We start from the raw sequence: 17,637 nt of genomic DNA on the forward strand, positions 1-17,637 counted from the left end.
AGATTCTTTGATCGGCTTGGGCATCACCGCTTCCGGGGTTCCATTTTATCTCTGGTGGCAAAAGGCCGGACACGCCCTGTGGAGCCCCGGCCCAAGTCAGCAGGGACAGGAGAGGTGAAGGGTTTTTTAGTTTATTGATGTAAGGCAAGGCCGCAGCCACGGTTGCGGTCTTGTCATAGCTTGCTGACAAAGTCCTCCTGAATTTTGTCAGAGCCCACTTGGCAAAAATGCGGTCTTGCCAAGTGGCTCGAATTATGAGTCTTTAGAAATCTTCGCGATTCGACTGGCCGTCATTCGGAATCCCCGGAAATTTTTGGTTTTTGGGGGAGGCATGGCCCGTGTTCAGGTTGTTTGTCAACAGCCTGAGGTAATCGCTGACGTGTGCGTCGATCCCAAAGGGTTGACCTGCCTGGCACTATTTAAGTTTTTGCTCTCTTTAAGGTGGTTCGCCTTTTCATCATCTTAGTGTCTTGCCAATCCTCGGCCTGGTTAAGCAATCGCCTTGGTTTTAATTTTTGTTATTTAATTGAAACCGGTTAATCTGCGTAACGTTTTATATCTACAGGCTTTTTATGTAGCATCCAAGGAATAGTCCCGCTTTTAAACCTTTTTTGGGGCATGAATTCAGGCCTGATCCTCCTTAGATCACCCAGTAATCCAACAAACCATATTGACACCATGTTTTTTAGTGTGATATATGATGTCAGACATCAGATAACATTAAGTTCAAGGATGGTTATTATGACCGAAACTGGCTCTCTTTTCAGGCCCTTGGGAGAAAAAAGCCTATATCAGAGGGTGGTGGACCAGATTCGGGTGGCCATATTCCGGGGGGAATTAAAGCCTGGGGACCAACTGCCTTCCGAGCCGGAACTCGCCAGGCAGCTTGAAGTGGGGCGTTCCGCCGTGCGAGAGGCTATCCGCATTTTGGAGAGCATCGGGCTGCTGACCGTAAAGCGGGGTCATGGCGGGGGCACCTTTGTACAGAAAAGAGACATGAATTCCTTGGTGCCGGTGGTGGCGGATATTCTGCGCCTGGCCCTGGTGGAGGTGAGCCAGCTCACCAGGACCAGGGTGCTTTTAGAGGGGCTGGTCATTAAAGAGGCGGCCCAACGCATTACCAGGGAAGACATAAAAATACTGCGTCAAAACGTGGACTTGGCGGAAAGTTATTACCGTCAGGGGGATGTGGAGAAGCGGGTTGCCGAAAACCTTGAGTTTCATAAGCAGCTGGCGCGAATTGCCGATAATCCGGTTTTGGAACTGAATGTAGGCGCGGTCTTAAAGTTGCTTTCCTATTATCTGGCCACCATTCCGCCCTCTCCTGAGATGGTTGAAGCCACCTTAAGTGGTCATCGCCGGGTTGTGGATCTTTTGGAGCAGGGAAGGGGCGAAGAAGCCGCTTCAGTCAATGCGGAACATATGGAGAGCGTAAGCCGCAAATTGGTGAAGCTTGCGGAAAAAGAGGCTGAGATGGGTATGCCTGCCAGACATCTGTTTGATCAGGGAGGAATTGATGACAAAGCGGTTTAGCTACTACGAATCAGAGATGGAGGGACTTAGTATAGCGGAGATTGAGTCGAGACTGGCCCCCAGCCTGCAAAAGCAGATCGGCTATTGCTATGCCAACTCAACTTTCTATAAAAGGAAATTTCAGGAAGCGGGGGCTGATCCCAAGGATATTCAAACCTTTGATGATTTACGTAAGCTGCCGGTCTTTATGACCAAGGAAGACGAAAGGGCCTGTCAGGAGGAGTCCAGGCTAGAGCAAGGGCATCCCTTTGGCACTCATGTTTGCGCCCCGGTGGAGGATCTGTATCTGACCGGCACCACCTCGGGCACTACCGGTGTACCGACTTTTACCTACACCTTTACCAAAAATGACCTGGACTTTCTGGCCCCTCGTCTGGCCCATCGTCTGGCGCTTTGCGGGGTGGGCAAGGGTGACAGGGGGTTGTTTTTCTTTACCCTGGGCATCTATGCCACCACCATGACCTTGTGGGGGCTGCGCCTTTTAGGGGCCTTGCCCATAGACATAGACGCCAGGGCGGGCACGGAGACCTTCTTGAAGTTCGCCAACCTGACCAAACCGACGTTTTTGGCCTGTACACCCTCCCTTGCCCTTTACTTAATAGATAAATGTCCAAAGTTTTTGGGGTATCCGGTTTCGGAACTTAAGCTCAAAGGGCTTTTGACCACCGGCGAACCCGGCATTCAAGACCCCAACATAAAACAAAAACTTGAAGAAGCCTATCAATGCCCCAGTTTTGACTATTGGTCTCCCGCCGGGCACGCGCCGGGCGTTTCCTGCGGCGCGCCTCTATATCAGGGGCTGCATGCCGTGGCGCCCGAGGTCTGCACCAGCTACTTTGACCTTATCGATCCGGTGACCCAGGAGCCGGTTCCCCTGGAGCATGGTGCTGTGGGCCAGATGGTGCACACCTCCTTGCACAGACAAGCCTGTCCCCTGGTGAAATACGCCTATGGGGATGTGGTTCAGATCTCACTCGACGAGTGCCCCTGGTGCGGGTTCAAGGGCATTCGGGCCAAATTGGTGGGGCGCGCGGACGACATGCTGATAGTCAAGGGCGTGAACGTGTATCCGGCCGCGGTCAAGGCGGAGGTGATGAAGTTCCAGCCCCGGGTGACCGGTCAGATGCGCATTGTGCTCGATGCACCGCCGCCCAGGGTGGAGCCGCCCTTAAAGCTTAAGGTTGAATATAACGGGCAGCTGGCCGGAGCCGAGCAAAACGGCTTGGCCGAGCGTATAGCCCAGGCGGTTCACGACAGCCTGCGCCTGCGGCCTGAGGTGAGTCTGACCCCGGCCGGAACTCTGCCCCGTTCAACCAGTAAAACCCCTGTTTTTGAAAAGGCCTATGAATAAAAGAGTTTGGTAAAAACAGTCTGTAAGTGAGCTCAACAGCCTGTTTTACTGACGTCATTGTTATTGGCCCAGTCTATTTTCGAAACTTTAACTAGCCCAACCCTTTCAAACAAGAGATTCATGCAACCTACTTTCCATTTGAAGGCATGACTGGGAGGTGTGTCTTCAGACGGGCGGGGTATGCACTGGCAACAATTCGCCAAGAAGAGGAGGCTTGCGATGAAAAAAGCGGCAAAGCTATTGATGCTTGCGGCTGGGCTCTTACTTTTGACAGCCCCGGTCTGCGCTCATGCCGCAGATCTGCCCAAGATGATCAGCGCCACCACATACACGGTGGGATCAACCGGTTATGCCGTATCCATGGGGCTTTGCAAGGCAGTGGAGGAAAAGGGCGGCATAAAGGTCAAGGTGGCTCCCACGGGAACCGACGTGGCCAGGCTTATGCCGGTGAGAACCAAGGAGGCGGCCTTCAGCATTATGACCGGCGCGGGCCAGTTCATGGCCAGTCGGGGCTTGCGGATTTTTGCCGCTCCCAACCTGGGGCCCCAACAGTTGCGACTGGTCTATGGCTGCAACCTGGGCGCTGTGGCCGGGATGATTACCAGGGGGGATGCGGGGATCAAAACTCTGGCCGATCTCAAGGGCAAAAGGGTGGCCTTTATCCCCGGCTCCCCTGCCTGCACCTATCTCCACGGAGGTTACCTGGCCTTTGCCGGGCTGGACTGGAAAGACGTGAAAAAGGTCAAGGTTTCTTCCTGGAAAGCCGCCTGGAAGTCTGTGCTTGAAGGTTCCAGCGACACGGCCCATTGCCTGGTCACCTCCAGCGCGGCCCTGGAACTGGCCGCCTCGCCTCACGGCATCCAATGGCTGGCCGCTCCCCCTTCGGATAAAGACGGCTGGCAACGGCTGAATTCCTGGTGCCCTTATCTGCGCCCCTATGAAGCCAAAAAGGGCGCGGGCATCACCTCTGATAAACCGGCTGAGATCGCCTCTTATTACTACGGGCTGGTGACCTTCCCGGCCCAGAATCCCAAACTTTGCCAGAAGATTACAGACTCCATTTACAAAGGCTATGACGTGTATTGCAATATGCACGCCGCCCTGAAAAAATGGACCCAAAAGGCGGCCCTGGATAACTCCGCCTTTGTGGTGCCCTATCACCAGGGATCCATAGAGGCTTTTAAGGCCGCCGGAGTCTGGACCGCTGACCACCAAAAGGTGCAGGAAAAACTCCTGGCCCAGGAAAAGGCCAGGTTCGACGGTTATGCCGCAGCCCAAAAGGAGTTTAAGGGAAAAGACGGGGATCAGGCCAAATGGCCCCAGTATTGGGAGCAATACGCACGGGATCACAAACTTTTCTAGAAATTACGCCCTGGCGGGAGTTGTCCCGTCAGGGCCTTTTAAACCGAGATTTGTTGCCGCCATCTGCGGGAGGTAAAAGACATGAACCTGAAAGCGGCTGAAAAAAAAGTGGATCCACCGCCCCGCCGCAGAGACTTAAAGGGATGGCCAGGAAGATACCTGATAGCCACCTCTCTGGCCGGTGTCTTCTCTGCCCTTTACCAGCTTTTTCATTTTGATTTTTTAGGCACCTTGATGGGAAGCGCCTATTATTACCTGCTCCTGGCCTGGTTCCTGCCCCCGGTGTTTTTGATCTATCCGGTCAAGGGCAGGGCAAAAACCAATAACCCTCCTTTTTTCGACTACATACTTGCCGGGCTCACCCTGGCCTGCAATTTTTACTTTTGTTGGCATGCCGAGGAAATAGCCTATATGGGCTGGGAGGTCTACCCGCCCCTTATTCCCCTGATCAGCGCGGGCCTATTGGTTGTTCTGGTGCTTGAGGCGGCCCGCAGGGTGGGCGGCCCGGTTTTCTGCGGGTTGTGCCTTTTTTTCGCCACCTTTGGCCTTTACTGCAGCCATTTGCCTAGCCTGTTACAGGGCATGTCCTACGGACCCTCCAGGCTGGCGGCCTATTTTTCCTTGGGGCCTTCAGGCATAATCGGTCTGCCCATGCGGGTGGTGGGCAATATCTTGATCGGCTACATGGTCTTTGCCGTGGCCCTGCAAGTCACAGGCGGGGGCAAGTTCTTTTTGGACCTGGCCTCTGCCTTGTTCGGGTTTGTACGCGGCGGCGCGGCCAAGGTCTCGATTTTTTCCAGCGCGCTTTTCGGCAGTATAAGCGGCAGCTCCATCTCCAATGTGCTGACCACAGGCTCCATAACCATTCCGGCCATGAAAAAAGCCGGGTACCCGCCTTACTACGCTGGAGCCATCGAGGCCTGCGCCTCCACCGGCGGGGTTTTGATGCCGCCTGTCATGGGGGCCACCGCCTTTGTCATGGCTGAATTCCTGGGGCTTCCCTATGTGGATATCTGCGTGGCCGCGTTGGTGCCTTCGGTGCTCTATTATGCCGGGCTTTTCCTGCAGGCAGACGCCTATGCCGCTAAAAGCGGGCTCAAGGGCATTCCCAGGGATCAGCTCCCCGGCCTGGGCGAGACCCTTAAAAAAGGTTGGGTGTATGCGGCTTCACTTTTGCTCTTGGTTTGGATGCTGCTTTACCTCAGATGGGAAGTCTGGGCTCCCTTTGTGGCGGCAGGAGTGCTTCTTCTGAAAGCCAGCCTTAAGAGAAAAGACGGCATGGGCCTGGCCAAATGGGCCGGTTTCATGCGTGGGGTGGGCACTGTCCTGTCCGAGCTGGCCGCGCTTTTAGCCGCAATCGGCATGATAATCGGCGCCCTTTCCATAACCGGTGTAGCCCACTCTTTTTCCAGCGAGATAATCAAGCTGGCCCAGGGGCAGACCTGGCTTTTACTGACCTTAGGGGCGGTGACCAGTTTTGTGCTTGGAATGGGGATGACCATAACCGCCTGCTATGTGTTTTTGGCCATGGTCCTGGCTCCGGCCCTGGTTCAATCCGATTTGAATCCATTGGCCGTGCATTTGTTCATCATGTATTGGGGCATGGCCTCCTACATAACCCCGCCGGTGGCCTTGGCCGCCTTTGCCGGCGCCGGGATCGCCGGTTCAGACCCCATGCGCACCGGGTTCAAATCCATGCAACTGGGCGTGGTCAAGTATTTTGTGCCGTTCTTTTTCGTGTTGAATCCGGGGCTGATTTTTCAAGGGCCCGCCTGGGAGGTGGCCCAGGCCATAATCGGCTGCCTGTTGGGTGTGCTGGTTATCAGCGCGGCCATGGAAGGCTGGGTCTTGGGCCTGGGCAAACCGGATCTGTGGATCAGGCCTTTTCTCTTTGCGGCAGGCATCTTGCTGGCCGCGCCTGAATTAACTACCGACATAATCGGTTTTGTCTTGTTACTTGCCTGCGTATTGCTAATATGGCTCAAGCGCCGCCGCTTGCTTTGGTTGCGGGGAAAGGAAAATACGGATGTCCTGGCGCGATGATTGCGAGGCCTTGGCAAAGGTTTTGAAAAAAAGGCTCTATCTCTCTCAGGCCGCAGTGGGAATACGCCTTTTGAATGAAAGTGAAGAAAAGGAAAACCCTTCCTTTTTGGAAAAGGTGCGCAGGCCGGGCAAAGGCTTGCCCGAGATGGTGCTCACCTGCCAGGCCATGGCCATGGTGCGGCTTTACGGCTGGCAGGTAATGGTCACCAGGGAGTCCTTGGATTGCCCCACCGGCCTGATAACCTTGGGCTGGGTGGAGATGAGCCCGGCCTACCGAAACGGAGACTTGGCCGTAACACCCTATAACCAGACCAAGGAGGCCAGGGCCAGGCGCATGGAAGAGGTGCCCGCCCTGCCTTTGGGATCGGTCAGCTCCCTTGTGGCGGGTCCTGTGGGCAGGATCGGATTTGAGCCCCATGTGGTGGTTGTATATTGCAGCCCGGCCCAGGCCATGCGCCTGGTGCAGGCGGCCTTGTTCTACAAGGGCGGAGCCATAAGGAGCAGTTCCACGGGAGCCCAGGGTTGTTCACAATATATTACCAAGGTGGTGAAAAAAGGTGAGGCCCGCTACATTGTGCCGGGTAACGGAGACCGCATATTCGGACACGTGGAAGAGGGCCAGATGAGTTTTTCCTTTCCCGGCGAGCTGATTGGCCAGATGGCCGAGGCGATTGAACTTAGCCACAAGGGAGGCCAGGTTTACCCTGTGCCGAGTTATGTAAAGGCCGAACTCAAGGTGCCCGGGGCTTATTCCGAGGCCACCAGACATTTGCGAAAGTACAGCAGGGAAAAAGCCGAATCCCAAAAAGGGAGCTGATTTTTAAAGGTATCTAAAGCTTAAGCTGGAGCGTAGCATATGGCCGTGCAAAAGGTATTCATAGTAGGCGGCGGCACCATGGGCAGGGGTATTGCCCAGGTGTGCGCCCAGAACGGCATTTCTGTAGTTCTATGCGATCTGGAGCAAAAAGTTCTGGATGAGGCAAAGAAGCAGATAAGCTGGTCGGCGGGCAAGCTCATTGAAAAAGGCAAGGTGAGGGGCCAATTGGATGAGGTGATGGGCTTAATTGAGTTCGGCACCTCTTTGGATAAGGCTGCGGACGCCGAGATGATAATCGAGGTGGTTTTTGAGAATCTGGAAGTCAAGGGCAAGGTGCTCGGTCAGATAGGTGAGGTTGCCTCCAAAGACGCCCTGGTGGCCAGTAACACCAGCGCCATACCGATCACCGATCTGGCCGCTTTTGTGCCCAATCCCAGCAGGGTGTTGGGGCTGCATTTTTTCAATCCGGTGCCGATGATGGCCGCAGTTGAAGTGATAAAGGGCAAGCAGACCAGCCAGGAGGCCTTGAGCCTGGCCAGGGAGTTTGTGGAGAGCATGGGCAAAGAGCCGATCATGGTCATGCGCGACTGCCCGGGTTTTGTAATCAACCGCATAAATTTGCCTTCCAGTATGGAGGCCATGCGGGTGGTTGAAGAGGGTGTTGCCTCGGTGGAAGATATTGACAAGGGTGTGAAACTGGCTTTGGGACGCAGGATGGGCATATTCGAGACAGGAGATATTGTGGGCCTGGATGTGACCCTGGGCTCCTTAAGCGCTGTTTATGAAGAGACCAAAGACCCTCGCTGGCACCCGCCCATGATTTTAAGGCGCAAGGTAAAGGCGGGCCAACTGGGTAAAAAGACCGGCACAGGCTGGTATCGTTACGATAATGAAGGCAAGCGCCTGGGCCCGGCCGACGAGTGAGGAGATAAAGATGCCCCTGGCGGAATATGAGATCAGAGACAAAATCGCTGTTGTGACCATTAATAATCCGCCCTTAAACGCCCTGGACGTTCCCACCAAAATGGCCATAAGGGATGTGTTTTGGGAGCTGGACGAAAAAAAAGACCTGATAAGGGCTGTGGTCTTAAAGGGCGGCGGGGAAAAAGCCTTTGCAGCCGGAGCCGATATCAAGGCCTTTTTGGATTTGGAGCCTGAGACCGCCAAAAAACGGCTTATGAAAAGCCATGCCGTTTATTCAGTGGTTGAGAATTTCCATTGGCCGGTCATAGCGGCTATTCAGGGGTTCTGCCTGGGCGGCGGCCTGGAACTGGCCCTGTGCTGCGATGTGCGCTACGCCGAAGAAAATGCGGTGATGGGTTTTCCGGAGGTGCGGCTTTCCATTTTTCCGGGGAACGGCGGCACTGCCCGGGCCTTGCATTTTCTTGGTCTGGGGCGTTTTAAGGAGATGGTTTATTCCGGCCAGAACATAACCGCTGAACAGGCTTTGCAATACGGCCTGGTGGAAAAAGTGGTGCCCGAAGGCGAATCTCTTGAGGCGGCCCTGGATTTGGCGGGCAAGATCGCCAAAAGGGGGCCTTTGGGCGTGGCCGCGGCCAAAAGGGCCATCAACCGCACCAGGGACCTCGCCCTGCATGAGGCCCTGGAAGTGGAGAGCGATATCTGGGCCGGGCTCAGCGCCACCCACGACATGAAAGAAGGGGCAAAGGCATTTATAGAGAAAAGGAAGCCGGTTTATAAAGGAAAATGAAGCCGGGTTTAAGGCTATCTCCCTGTGGGTTGTTTGATCCGCGTTTTGAAAACAGGTTATTGTTAAACGGCTTTCCAGAAGATCAAGTTGAAATAAATCTGCCAACCGGGTCCGCATGGGCCCGGTTTTTTATCTGCTTATTGCTTGTCCCCTCAAGAGCTTAAGGCTATGCTGGTTATGCCTTGATCATTAACCTGGACGGAAAGGCCGATCATGCCCACAAGCGGAGAATTTAACTGCATAACAGATGTAGCTGGACTTAAGGTTGGTTCTTTTAGCGATGAAAAGGCCTTTTCAGGCACAACTTGTGTTCTCTGCCCCCCGGAAGGGGCGGTGGCCGGAGTTGATGTCAGGGGGGCTGCTCCGGGAACCAGGGAGACAGATCTTCTTAACCCGGTGAACCTGGTGCAAAGGGTGCATGCCGTGGTTTTGAGTGGTGGGTCGGTCTATGGCCTGGCTGCCGCCGATGGCGTGGTCAGGGGCCTTTCGGAAAAAGGAGTGGGTTTTCCCTTGGATGACAAGGGCCATGTGGCTCCTATTGTTCCGGCCGCGGTTCTTTTTGACCTGGGGCGCGGGGCGGAATTTGTGCCTCCGGTGAATGCCGAGTGGGGCAGGCGGGCCCTTAAGGCGGTAAAGGAGGGCCAGGTGGAGCAGGGCGCTTGTGGTGCGGGCGCCGGTGCTGTGGCCGGCGGGGTCAAGGGAGGCTTGGGATCAGCCAGCCAGATCTTGGAAAGCGGTATTGTAGTGGGCGCTTTAGTGGCGGTGAACTCCCTGGGTTCTTTGCTGAATCCCTTGGACGGCCTTTTCTGGGAGGCTCGTTTGGAACTGGATGGGGAGATGGGGGAAGCTGTGAATCAGCCCAAGGTGCTTCCTCCCTGGCCGCCTGAGCCGGCCCGCAACACAACCATTGGGGTGGTGGCCACCAATGCCGTCCTGGATAAGGCCCAGTGCACCAAGATAGCCCAGATGGCCCAGGACGGCCTGGCCCGATCAATTCGTCCGGCTCACACCATGTTTGACGGCGATACCATTTTTGCCCTTGCCACCTGTGAAAAGGAACTCCCAAGAGAACCGGGGGTCTTTGGCCCTGCCGAAGCCACGGCTGTGAGTGAGATAGGCCATGCCGCGGCCGATTGTCTGAGCCGGGCCATAATCAAGGGAGTTCTGGCGGCCAAGACCATGGGGGGGTGGCCTTCGTTCAAGGATCTTTCCCCCAGGGACTGATATGTTGAGGGCTTTGCTTTTAGGCTGAGGTGGTGCAACACGTTCTTTTACTTTTCCTTTAGGTTTATAAATAAACCCTGTGCATAAATCCGCTTTGCCGGATCATTTACTAGGCCGGATTCATTAGCTGGACAGATGCGGCTTTTTTATGTCACTATATATCCGTATTGGCTGCTTAAAACAGGCATGATTATTATTGGTCTATTCTTTTTTGGGTGCGTGTCCGGGGGGGTGCATAAGCGGCCTGGCTTTTTGAGGTAGTGTAAAAAGGCTGCGTAAAAGGGATTGTCGCGCTGCACATTTTTTTCCTGTTAATACGATTTTTATAAACTTGGCCAGGCCTTACACAGGTTTGGGGCAAGTATCAGGTAGATGGGTAAGGGGGCATAAATGCGTACCAAATCTTGGTTTTTTTTAGGGTGGCCATTGGTTTTGGCCAATCTGTTGCTGTTTTTTGCAGGCTGCGCTCCGGTTGAAGAAAAGCCCCCGGCAGCGCTTTACACACCTCCCAGGCTGCACGCCTATGCAGCCAGCGACAATCAGATCAATCTGGGATGGTTCCCAGGTAAAGAATGCAGCTGTCCAACTTGTGTCTGCAGACTGGTGCGGGAAAAAGAGATTCTGACCCAGGACGCCAGGCAAGACTATGAGGATACGGGGCTTAAGCCCGATACCACCTATGAATACCGTATGGTTGGTGAAGAAGGGGTTGTAGCCAGGGTTACGGCCCGCACCAGGCCCGAACAGATCATCCGAAAAACCCCTTACCTGATTTTTAACGATGACCCTCACACCATGACCGTGATGTGGCAGACAACCGGCGAGCCGGACTCCACCAGTATTCAGTGGTCCACAGACCCCCAGTTCAAACGTTCCGGCGGCAAGGACTCCAGCTATGGGGAGTTGCCCGTTGGGGTGGACAGCCTGGGTCTGGATGAGAATCTGTATTCCTTTACCATTAAAAACCTCTCGCCTGACACCACCATCTTTTATCGGGTTTTTGTGAATAGCGAGACCTATAAAGGCTCTTTTAAAACCCCGCCTTCACGTCAAGCCCCTGAGGTCAGCTTTTACGCCTATGGCAACACCCGCCGTTTTCCCCAGGCCCATGACCTGGTGGCCGCGGGCATAAGGCAGGACATAGCCCAGGACCCGGCCCGCCGCCAGACAATTTGTCTGCATACCGGGGACTTTGTGACCTTTGGTATGGATGAGTCTTACTGGGATTCCGAGTTCTTTAACCCGGATTTCGAGCACATACAAAAGTTTTTAGGGTCAGTTCCCCTGGTTGGAGCCCTGGGCAGACACGAGATCGCCCGTTATCCCTGGTTTTTACCGCCCGGAGACGGCACAGGGGGGCATTTCTTTCATAAATATTGGCCATTATCCATGCTTACCACCCGGCTGCCCAAATCCAAGGATTTTTACTATTCCTTTGATTATGGTCAGGTGCATTTTATAGTGTTGGATCCATTCCCCACCCGTATGGACCCCAAACTTGGTTTTGAAGTCAGCTGGAATGCCTGGCCGGTGAGTGCGCAGTATAAATGGCTTGAACAGGATTTAAATGAAAATCAGGGTAAATGGCTGGTGGTTATGATCAACAGCCCCCTGTATGCCCCGATCAAAAGCGATCCCAAGGTGAGGGAGTTTTTTGAACCCCTTTTCCAAAAATACGGGGTGAATCTGGTGCTGCAGGGTGAGAATCCCTTTTATGCCAGAGAAGACGTGGAAGGTATATCCTATGTGACTCTGGGAGGCGGAGGAGCCGCCCTGAAAAGCCCCTGGCCCAAGGACGGCAAGCCGCCCAAGGATTACCAGGGGGTGTTTGCCTTGGACTATCATTTTGCCAGGGTGGATGTGAATCCCGAGGCCATGGTTGTTTCGGTTATGAAGCCGGGCGGCCAGGAGATTGACACCTTTTCAATCAATCGTCCCGTAAAAGGCTCCAAGAAATAGTCTTCTTTAATCCTGTACTGATAACCGCCCCGAGCAATTGCTTTAAGGGGCGGTTTTTTTATTTCCGTCAAGCACAAAGAAGCTTATCCAGGCGTTTTCCCGTGTACTTCTTTCTGTTTTTTCCTGCATGAGCCGTAATCGGCAAAACCCCTCAAAACAGGCGTTATCCTCCTTTCAGTAAGCAACCAGGCAATTAATCAGCTTGAATTGTTGTAATCCCTCTGTTGGCTGGGAAAGGAATAAAAATGGCTGTTTTTGGAAATTCGAGCCAGGCTAAGAGTTTTTTCAAGTCCAAGACCATGTTGGGCATCTTGGCCGCGGGGTTGGGCATCTTGGGCCAAAGGCTGTTCGGAGCAAACTTGGATGAGGAAACAACCCGTGAACTGGCCGGGCAACTTATCGACGGGTCTTTTCTGATTCTGGAGGGCGGGGGCCTGGGCTTGGCTGTTTGGGGCCGCCTGAAGGCCAAGCAACCCTTGGAGTTGCCAGGTAAGGGAGGTTCAGCCGCCATTATCTGTCTGTTTTTACTGATTGTTCCAAACAGTGCCTGGGCAGGAGAGGGCATCTGGCAATCTGAGCTTATGCAAATGAGCCTTTTGCCCTTGGCCCTTAACCTAACTTATGCCTTGATTGCATTTTTGGTGACCGCGCTGCTTTGGTTCTGCGTGCTGGACAAACTCATGTTGCGCGGGTTTTCCACTTCCCTCGCCATTAAGCAAGGCAACCTGGCCGCAGCCTGTTTTGCCGGGCTGGGCTTTTTGGGCCTGGCCGTAATGGTGGGTTTGGTGGTGGGTTGATCGATTATGAAACACCTTTTGCCTCTGGTCCTGGCTTTGGCTCTTTTATTGCCCGGATTTGCGCTTGCTCACCCCGACTATGACCGGCACTTCCGGAAAAGCGCCAAAAGGTTTTTTGCCTTGGCTGTGGATTGGCGCTGGTTCAAGGCCCAGGCCATGGCTGAATCATCCCTGGACCCCTTAGCTGTGAGCCGGGCCGGGGCCAGGGGCCTTATGCAGCTCATGCCCTTTACCTCCCGTGAGGTGAGCCGAAAATTGGGCGTGTTTGATCTGCCCTTTGATCCCAGGCTGAATATTCTGATGGGCGTGGCCTATGATCGAAAACTCTGGGATTTTTGGCATGCACCGAGGACAAGAAGGGAGAGGCTGATGCTGGTCTTCGCCTCTTATAACGCAGGACCGGGCAACCTGCTTAAGGCCCAGAAGCTGGCAGAGAGAAAAGGGCTCTGCAGCCGCACCTGGGAATGCCTGGCTCCCATGTTGGGGCGGGTTACAGGTGGTCACGCTCAAGAGACAAAGGGCTATGTATGGAAAGTTCTTAAATATTTTAATGAATTTATTTGGTTGAGAAAAAAATGAATTAAACCGGCTTCGAACGCCTGTTGCCCCGGGAAAAAGGGTAAGGATAGGCGGCCTTTCCGCCAGGTGAAGTCAAGGCTCTTAATGCCGCCTGAGCCCTGGCAAGCACCTTTGGATAAATCTTTTTTTATATGGGTTCCGGGCGTTCGAACAACCGGTTTAAAGGTAACCTCACATGGGAAAACAAATCACTTTAAAAAGACCTATAAACCTGGCAGGTCAAACCGTTCGCTGTCTTGAGTTCAGACGACCCCTGGTGGCGGATTTCCTGGCTGTCTCTGAAGCCGGTAAGGACACCGGACTGGCCAAGGACCTGTTTCTGGCCGCACGTTTAAGCGGGTGTTCTGAAAAAGACCTGGCTCTTTTGGATATGGCCGATTTTTTAAATATCCAAAAGACGCTTCTTAAATATTTGGATTAACCTGAAAGGCCCTACGGAAAAATCCGCAGGGCCGGCTCGCCGAAAAAATCCTCCCAGGCTTTGCCAGATGCCGGTTGGTGAAGATGTGGTTTTACCAACCGTTTCCGGATCACACGCCTTATGAAAGCCTCGCAATTAGGCGGGCCGTCCATGGCCTCGGCTTATTTTTCTTTAAGCATGTTTTGGATCACCGCCCGCATAAAGGCGGGCAGGTCATCCGGGGTGCGGCTGGTTACCAGGTTTCGATCCACCACCACTTCTTCATCCACCCAGTCTGCACCTGCGTGGATCAGGTCATCTTTAATCGCGTAAAATGAAGTTAAACGCCTGCCCGGACAAACCCGGGCCGAGGCCAGCAGCCAACCCGCATGACATATGGCGGCCAGGGTTTTGTTTTGCCTGTTGGCTTTTTCCACCAGATCAACCATGGCCTGGTGCCGGCGCATGTGATCCGGGGCATAGCCGCCGGGGATTATAAGCGCATCGAAATCATCCAGGATGGTGTCCACGGCCGAGAGTTCCGAGGTGGCTGTAAGACCTGACTTCCCCTGATAGGTGTGAGGGGCCGATGATCCCACCAGGGCCACCCTGGCCCCGGCTTCCTTGAGGCGATAAAAAGGATAATACAACTCCAGCTCGTTAAACATATCCTCCACCAGGATAGCCGCTTTTTTGCCTTTAAGCTCCATGGCTCTGGTCCTTTTTTATGGTTTACGAAAAAGGGCCGCTGAGTATTATAGTTATTATAATGCAGTTTCAGGGGCAATGTCTGCCCAGGGGGCGCCCAATGAGGGGGCTTTTCTTCCATCTTTATCTTTACCCACCAATTACCGATTGCATGGGATTTCTTAAAAGACTACCTTTGACTAAGCAAAAAAATACCAATTGGTTTTTGCCCGTTGGTTTTATTGAGTGGTAGACTTGGCCCCGACATAGTAGTTTTCCGTTAAAGGACAAGATTTGCGCTTGTTCCTTTTCAGACAGATATGTATGACTTGGTTGACAAGCCGGGCCTCAGGGGCGAATATGCGTCTGATGGGCCGCTTGGCTGCGTCCGTATATCGTTTTTCACCTTATAACCCAATCAATAAAGGAGCCTTACCATGGCTACGGATGGTAACAAACCTTCACCCAACTTTATCCGCCACATTGTGGCCGAAGACACCAAGACCGGTAAGTGGGGGGGAAGAGTGGTGACAAGGTTCCCACCCGAGCCCAACGGCTACCTGCATATCGGCCACGCCAAATCCATCTGCCTTAACTTTGGGATTGCCAAGGAATACGAGGGCGGCAAGTGTCATTTACGTTTTGACGACACCAACCCCACCAAGGAAGATGAGGAATACAAAGAGGCCATTATCGAGGATGTGAAGTGGCTGGGCTTTGACTGGGGCGAGAATCTCTTCCATGCCTCGGATTATTTCGAACGGCTTTATGAGTTTGCGGTTCAGCTTATCAAGTCCGGTAAGGCCTATGTCTGCGACTTGAGCCCGGAAGAGGTCCGCCAGTATCGGGGAACCCTGACCGAGCCGGGTAAGAACAGTCCTTACCGGGAGCGTTCGGTGGAAGAAAACCTGGATCTCTTTGAGCGCATGCGGGCCGGTGAGTTTCCGGACGGCTCCAGGCTTTTAAGGGCCAAGATAGATATGGCCTCTCCCAAGCTGATCTTAAGGGACCCGGCCCTGTACAGGATACGCAAGGTAAGGCATGAGCGCACCGGGGACAAATGGTGCATTTATCCCATGTATGACTTTGCCCATTGCCTGTCCGATTCTCTGGAGCGCATAACCCACTCCATCTGCACCCTTGAGTTTGAAGACAACCGGGCCCTTTATGACTGGGTTCTGGATGCCCTTGAAGTGTATCATTCCCAGCAGATTGAATTTGCCCGCCTGAATCTGGATTTCACCATTATGAGCAAGAGAAAGCTCCTGCAGCTGGTGGAACAGAAATATGTTTCAGGCTGGGACGACCCGCGCATGCCCACCATCAGCGGTCTGCGCAGAAGGGGCTTCACCCCCGAGAGTATACGCAACTTCTGCGAACGCATCGGCGTGGGTAAAAAAGACAGCTGGATCGGTATAGACAAATTGGAAAACGCCATCCGGGAAGACCTTAACACCAAGACCCCCAGGGTCATGGGCATCCTGCGCCCCTTGAAACTGGTGATAGACAATTATCCCGATGATCTGGTGGAAGAGCTTGAAGCTCCTTACTTCCCGGATGATCCGCCCAAGATGGGCTTCCGCAAGGTTCCTTTTTCCAAGGAGCTTTATGTGGAACAGACCGACTTCATGGAAGAGCCTTTTAAAAAGTTCTGGCGTCTGGCTCCGGGCAGGGAGGTTCGCCTGCGCTGGGCTTATTTTGTCACCTGCACCCACGTGGTCAAGGATGAAGAAACAGGCGAGATCCTGGAAGTGCATTGCACCTATGATCCTGAGACCAAGGGCGGAGACGCGCCGGACGGCCGCAAGGTGAAGGGCACCATCCACTGGGTGAGCGCCGCCCATTCCGTGCCGGTTGAGGTGAGGCTTTATGACCGCCTCTTTGAGGTGGCCAGGCCTGGTGAGGGAGGCAAGGATTTTGTCGAGGACTTGAACGCCAATTCCCTGGAGACCCTTCCCGAGAGCCGGGTGGAGCGCAGCCTGGGGCAGGCCAAGCCCGGTGAGAGGTACCAGTTTGAGCGCACCGGTTATTTCTGCGTGGACACCAAGGATTCCGCAGAAGACCACCTGGTCTTTAATCGTATAGTCACCCTGCGCGATACCTGGGCCAAGATACTTAAGCAGCAGGCCGCGGCTCAGGGCGGTAAAAATAAAAAGGCTGCTAAAAAGAAAAAATAACAGGTTATTCTTGCTGCCAAAGTCCTCCTGGACTTTGGCAGATTGCCAGTAGGCAAAAATGTGGTTTTGCCTGCTGGCTCGAGTTACTCGTCTTTAGCAAGTCTCGCAATTCGGCGGGTCGTCCATGTCCCGCAAAAAAAGCCAAAGGCCATAAAATCGGTCTTTGGCTTTTTTAGCCCACGAACATGAGCATAATAGGCACAACCAACAGGAGGAGTGGGGCGAAAATGGCGATTATCACAGGCAGCGCCGTCTTGCCCGGCGGCATTCCGGTCAGGCGGGCGGTGCCGTTCATAAGTATATAAATAGACCAGCCAAGGTTGGCGAAAGGCCCCACAACAGGGATCAGGGTCAGGATGGAGGCTGCATTGCTATAGCAAACCAGCCTGAAGATAGGGGAAAAAGTGGTTTTGGCCCCGAAAAGCCCCAGGAAGAACATGAGCAGGCCGCTTAATATCGGCAGGCCCACTGCCAGCAGGAAAAGGCTTCTGAATATGATTGAAGTCAGGGAATAGGAAAAACCGCCCCCCATGCCGCTGAAGAGTAAACTGATAACCATTTGGGCCAGGGTGACTATGGCTGCAAAGGCCAAGGGCAGACGCCAGTCGAAATAAGAAAGGGGACCAAAAGCCAGAGCGGGCTTGAACATCACCAGTTGCCAGGTCTGCCAGAGCCGGTCCCATACGGTGCCTTGCTCTTTTTCCCAAGGCAGCAGACCGGCCTCATTGCTGTTGGGTGGCGGTGGTGGAGGTGGCGGGGTTTGGCCGGGGGACTGATTCTGATAATCCATGACCGTTCCTTTGTTGTTTTTAAAAGATGTCTGATTAAGAATATAAAGTGCCGGGGTGTTTTGTTGAAAAAAGATAAAAAACATCCTCACGCTACAATACACCTATTGTGAGCCGGGTTGCAGCCAAAAACAGGTTGCGCTATGGCTTAATTAGCTAGTTTAATAGCAGGAAGGAAAAGTGTTCCGGAAAAATCACGCTTTTGGCGT

At 53.7% G+C, this 17,637-nt stretch carries 15 protein-coding genes; 13 read left to right on the top strand and 2 right to left on the bottom strand.

Annotated elements, in window-relative coordinates; genetic code table 11:
• Window positions 1-741 precede the first annotated feature (741 nt).
• The 12 genes from X474_RS18915 to X474_RS18970 all read left to right on the top strand — a co-directional run bounded on the left by X474_RS18915 (window position 742) and on the right by X474_RS18970 (window position 13,797).
• Window positions 742-1,533: a FadR/GntR family transcriptional regulator gene (locus tag X474_RS18915; protein ID WP_044351156.1), complete on the top strand. Its 792-nt coding sequence runs from the start codon at window positions 742-744 to the stop codon at window positions 1,531-1,533.
• A complete protein-coding gene (locus X474_RS18920; RefSeq protein WP_052515408.1) occupies window positions 1,517-2,884 on the top strand; it encodes a phenylacetate--CoA ligase family protein in 1,368 nt (455 codons plus the stop codon). Before X474_RS18915 ends, X474_RS18920 begins: the two co-directional genes overlap by 17 nt.
• Before the next feature lie 219 nt (window positions 2,885-3,103).
• The gene (locus X474_RS18925; protein ID WP_044351157.1) at window positions 3,104-4,246 is read left to right on the top strand and encodes a TAXI family TRAP transporter solute-binding subunit; all 1,143 of its coding nucleotides are present in this window, start codon (window positions 3,104-3,106) and stop codon (window positions 4,244-4,246) included.
• A gap of 81 nt (window positions 4,247-4,327) precedes the next feature.
• Window positions 4,328-6,289, top strand: a complete 1,962-nt coding sequence (locus X474_RS18930; RefSeq protein ID WP_052515409.1) for a TRAP transporter permease — start codon at window positions 4,328-4,330, stop codon at window positions 6,287-6,289.
• Window positions 6,273-7,106 carry a DUF169 domain-containing protein gene (locus tag X474_RS18935; RefSeq protein ID WP_044351159.1) on the top strand — a complete coding sequence of 278 codons (834 nt, stop codon included), beginning with the start codon at window positions 6,273-6,275 and terminating at the stop codon, window positions 7,104-7,106. Before X474_RS18930 ends, X474_RS18935 begins: the two co-directional genes overlap by 17 nt.
• Before the next feature lie 39 nt (window positions 7,107-7,145).
• Entirely contained in the window at window positions 7,146-8,030 is an 885-nt protein-coding gene (locus X474_RS18940) for a 3-hydroxyacyl-CoA dehydrogenase family protein (protein WP_044351161.1), read from the top strand.
• A 10-nt stretch (window positions 8,031-8,040) separates the two neighbouring features.
• Window positions 8,041-8,817: an enoyl-CoA hydratase/isomerase family protein gene (locus tag X474_RS18945; protein ID WP_044351163.1), complete on the top strand. Its 777-nt coding sequence runs from the start codon at window positions 8,041-8,043 to the stop codon at window positions 8,815-8,817.
• A gap of 213 nt (window positions 8,818-9,030) precedes the next feature.
• Window positions 9,031-10,041, top strand: a complete 1,011-nt coding sequence (locus X474_RS18950; protein WP_044351164.1) for a P1 family peptidase — start codon at window positions 9,031-9,033, stop codon at window positions 10,039-10,041.
• A 390-nt stretch (window positions 10,042-10,431) separates the two neighbouring features.
• Window positions 10,432-12,000, top strand: a complete 1,569-nt coding sequence (locus tag X474_RS18955) for a purple acid phosphatase family protein (RefSeq protein WP_044351165.1) — start codon at window positions 10,432-10,434, stop codon at window positions 11,998-12,000.
• Window positions 12,001-12,245: 245 nt separating this feature from the next.
• Window positions 12,246-12,797 carry a hypothetical protein gene (locus X474_RS18960; RefSeq protein ID WP_044351167.1) on the top strand — a complete coding sequence of 184 codons (552 nt, stop codon included), beginning with the start codon at window positions 12,246-12,248 and terminating at the stop codon, window positions 12,795-12,797.
• Between the two features lie 6 nt (window positions 12,798-12,803).
• A complete protein-coding gene (locus X474_RS18965; protein ID WP_052515410.1) occupies window positions 12,804-13,376 on the top strand; it encodes a transglycosylase SLT domain-containing protein in 573 nt (190 codons plus the stop codon).
• Window positions 13,377-13,551: 175 nt separating this feature from the next.
• Window positions 13,552-13,797, top strand: a complete 246-nt coding sequence (locus tag X474_RS18970; protein ID WP_044351169.1) for a phage tail assembly protein — start codon at window positions 13,552-13,554, stop codon at window positions 13,795-13,797.
• A gap of 161 nt (window positions 13,798-13,958) precedes the next feature.
• Here the strand turns inward: X474_RS18970 and X474_RS18975 are convergent, their stop codons facing one another.
• Window positions 13,959-14,486, bottom strand: coding sequence for a type 1 glutamine amidotransferase domain-containing protein (locus X474_RS18975; protein ID WP_044351170.1), 528 nt, complete (start codon window positions 14,484-14,486; stop codon window positions 13,959-13,961).
• A gap of 414 nt (window positions 14,487-14,900) precedes the next feature.
• Between X474_RS18975 and X474_RS18980 the strand changes: the two genes are divergently transcribed.
• Window positions 14,901-16,640 (top strand): glutamine--tRNA ligase/YqeY domain fusion protein, encoded by a 1,740-nt coding sequence (locus tag X474_RS18980; protein ID WP_044351172.1) that lies wholly within the window; start codon window positions 14,901-14,903, stop codon window positions 16,638-16,640.
• Window positions 16,641-16,812: 172 nt separating this feature from the next.
• Here X474_RS18980 and X474_RS18985 read toward each other — a convergent pair whose 3' ends face one another.
• Window positions 16,813-17,430, bottom strand: a complete 618-nt coding sequence (locus X474_RS18985) for a Yip1 family protein (RefSeq protein ID WP_197282190.1) — start codon at window positions 17,428-17,430, stop codon at window positions 16,813-16,815.
• Window positions 17,431-17,637 lie beyond the last annotated feature (207 nt).

This window comes from Dethiosulfatarculus sandiegensis (assembly GCF_000931935.2).
Taxonomy (GTDB): domain Bacteria; phylum Desulfobacterota; class Desulfarculia; order Desulfarculales; family Desulfarculaceae; genus Dethiosulfatarculus; species Dethiosulfatarculus sandiegensis.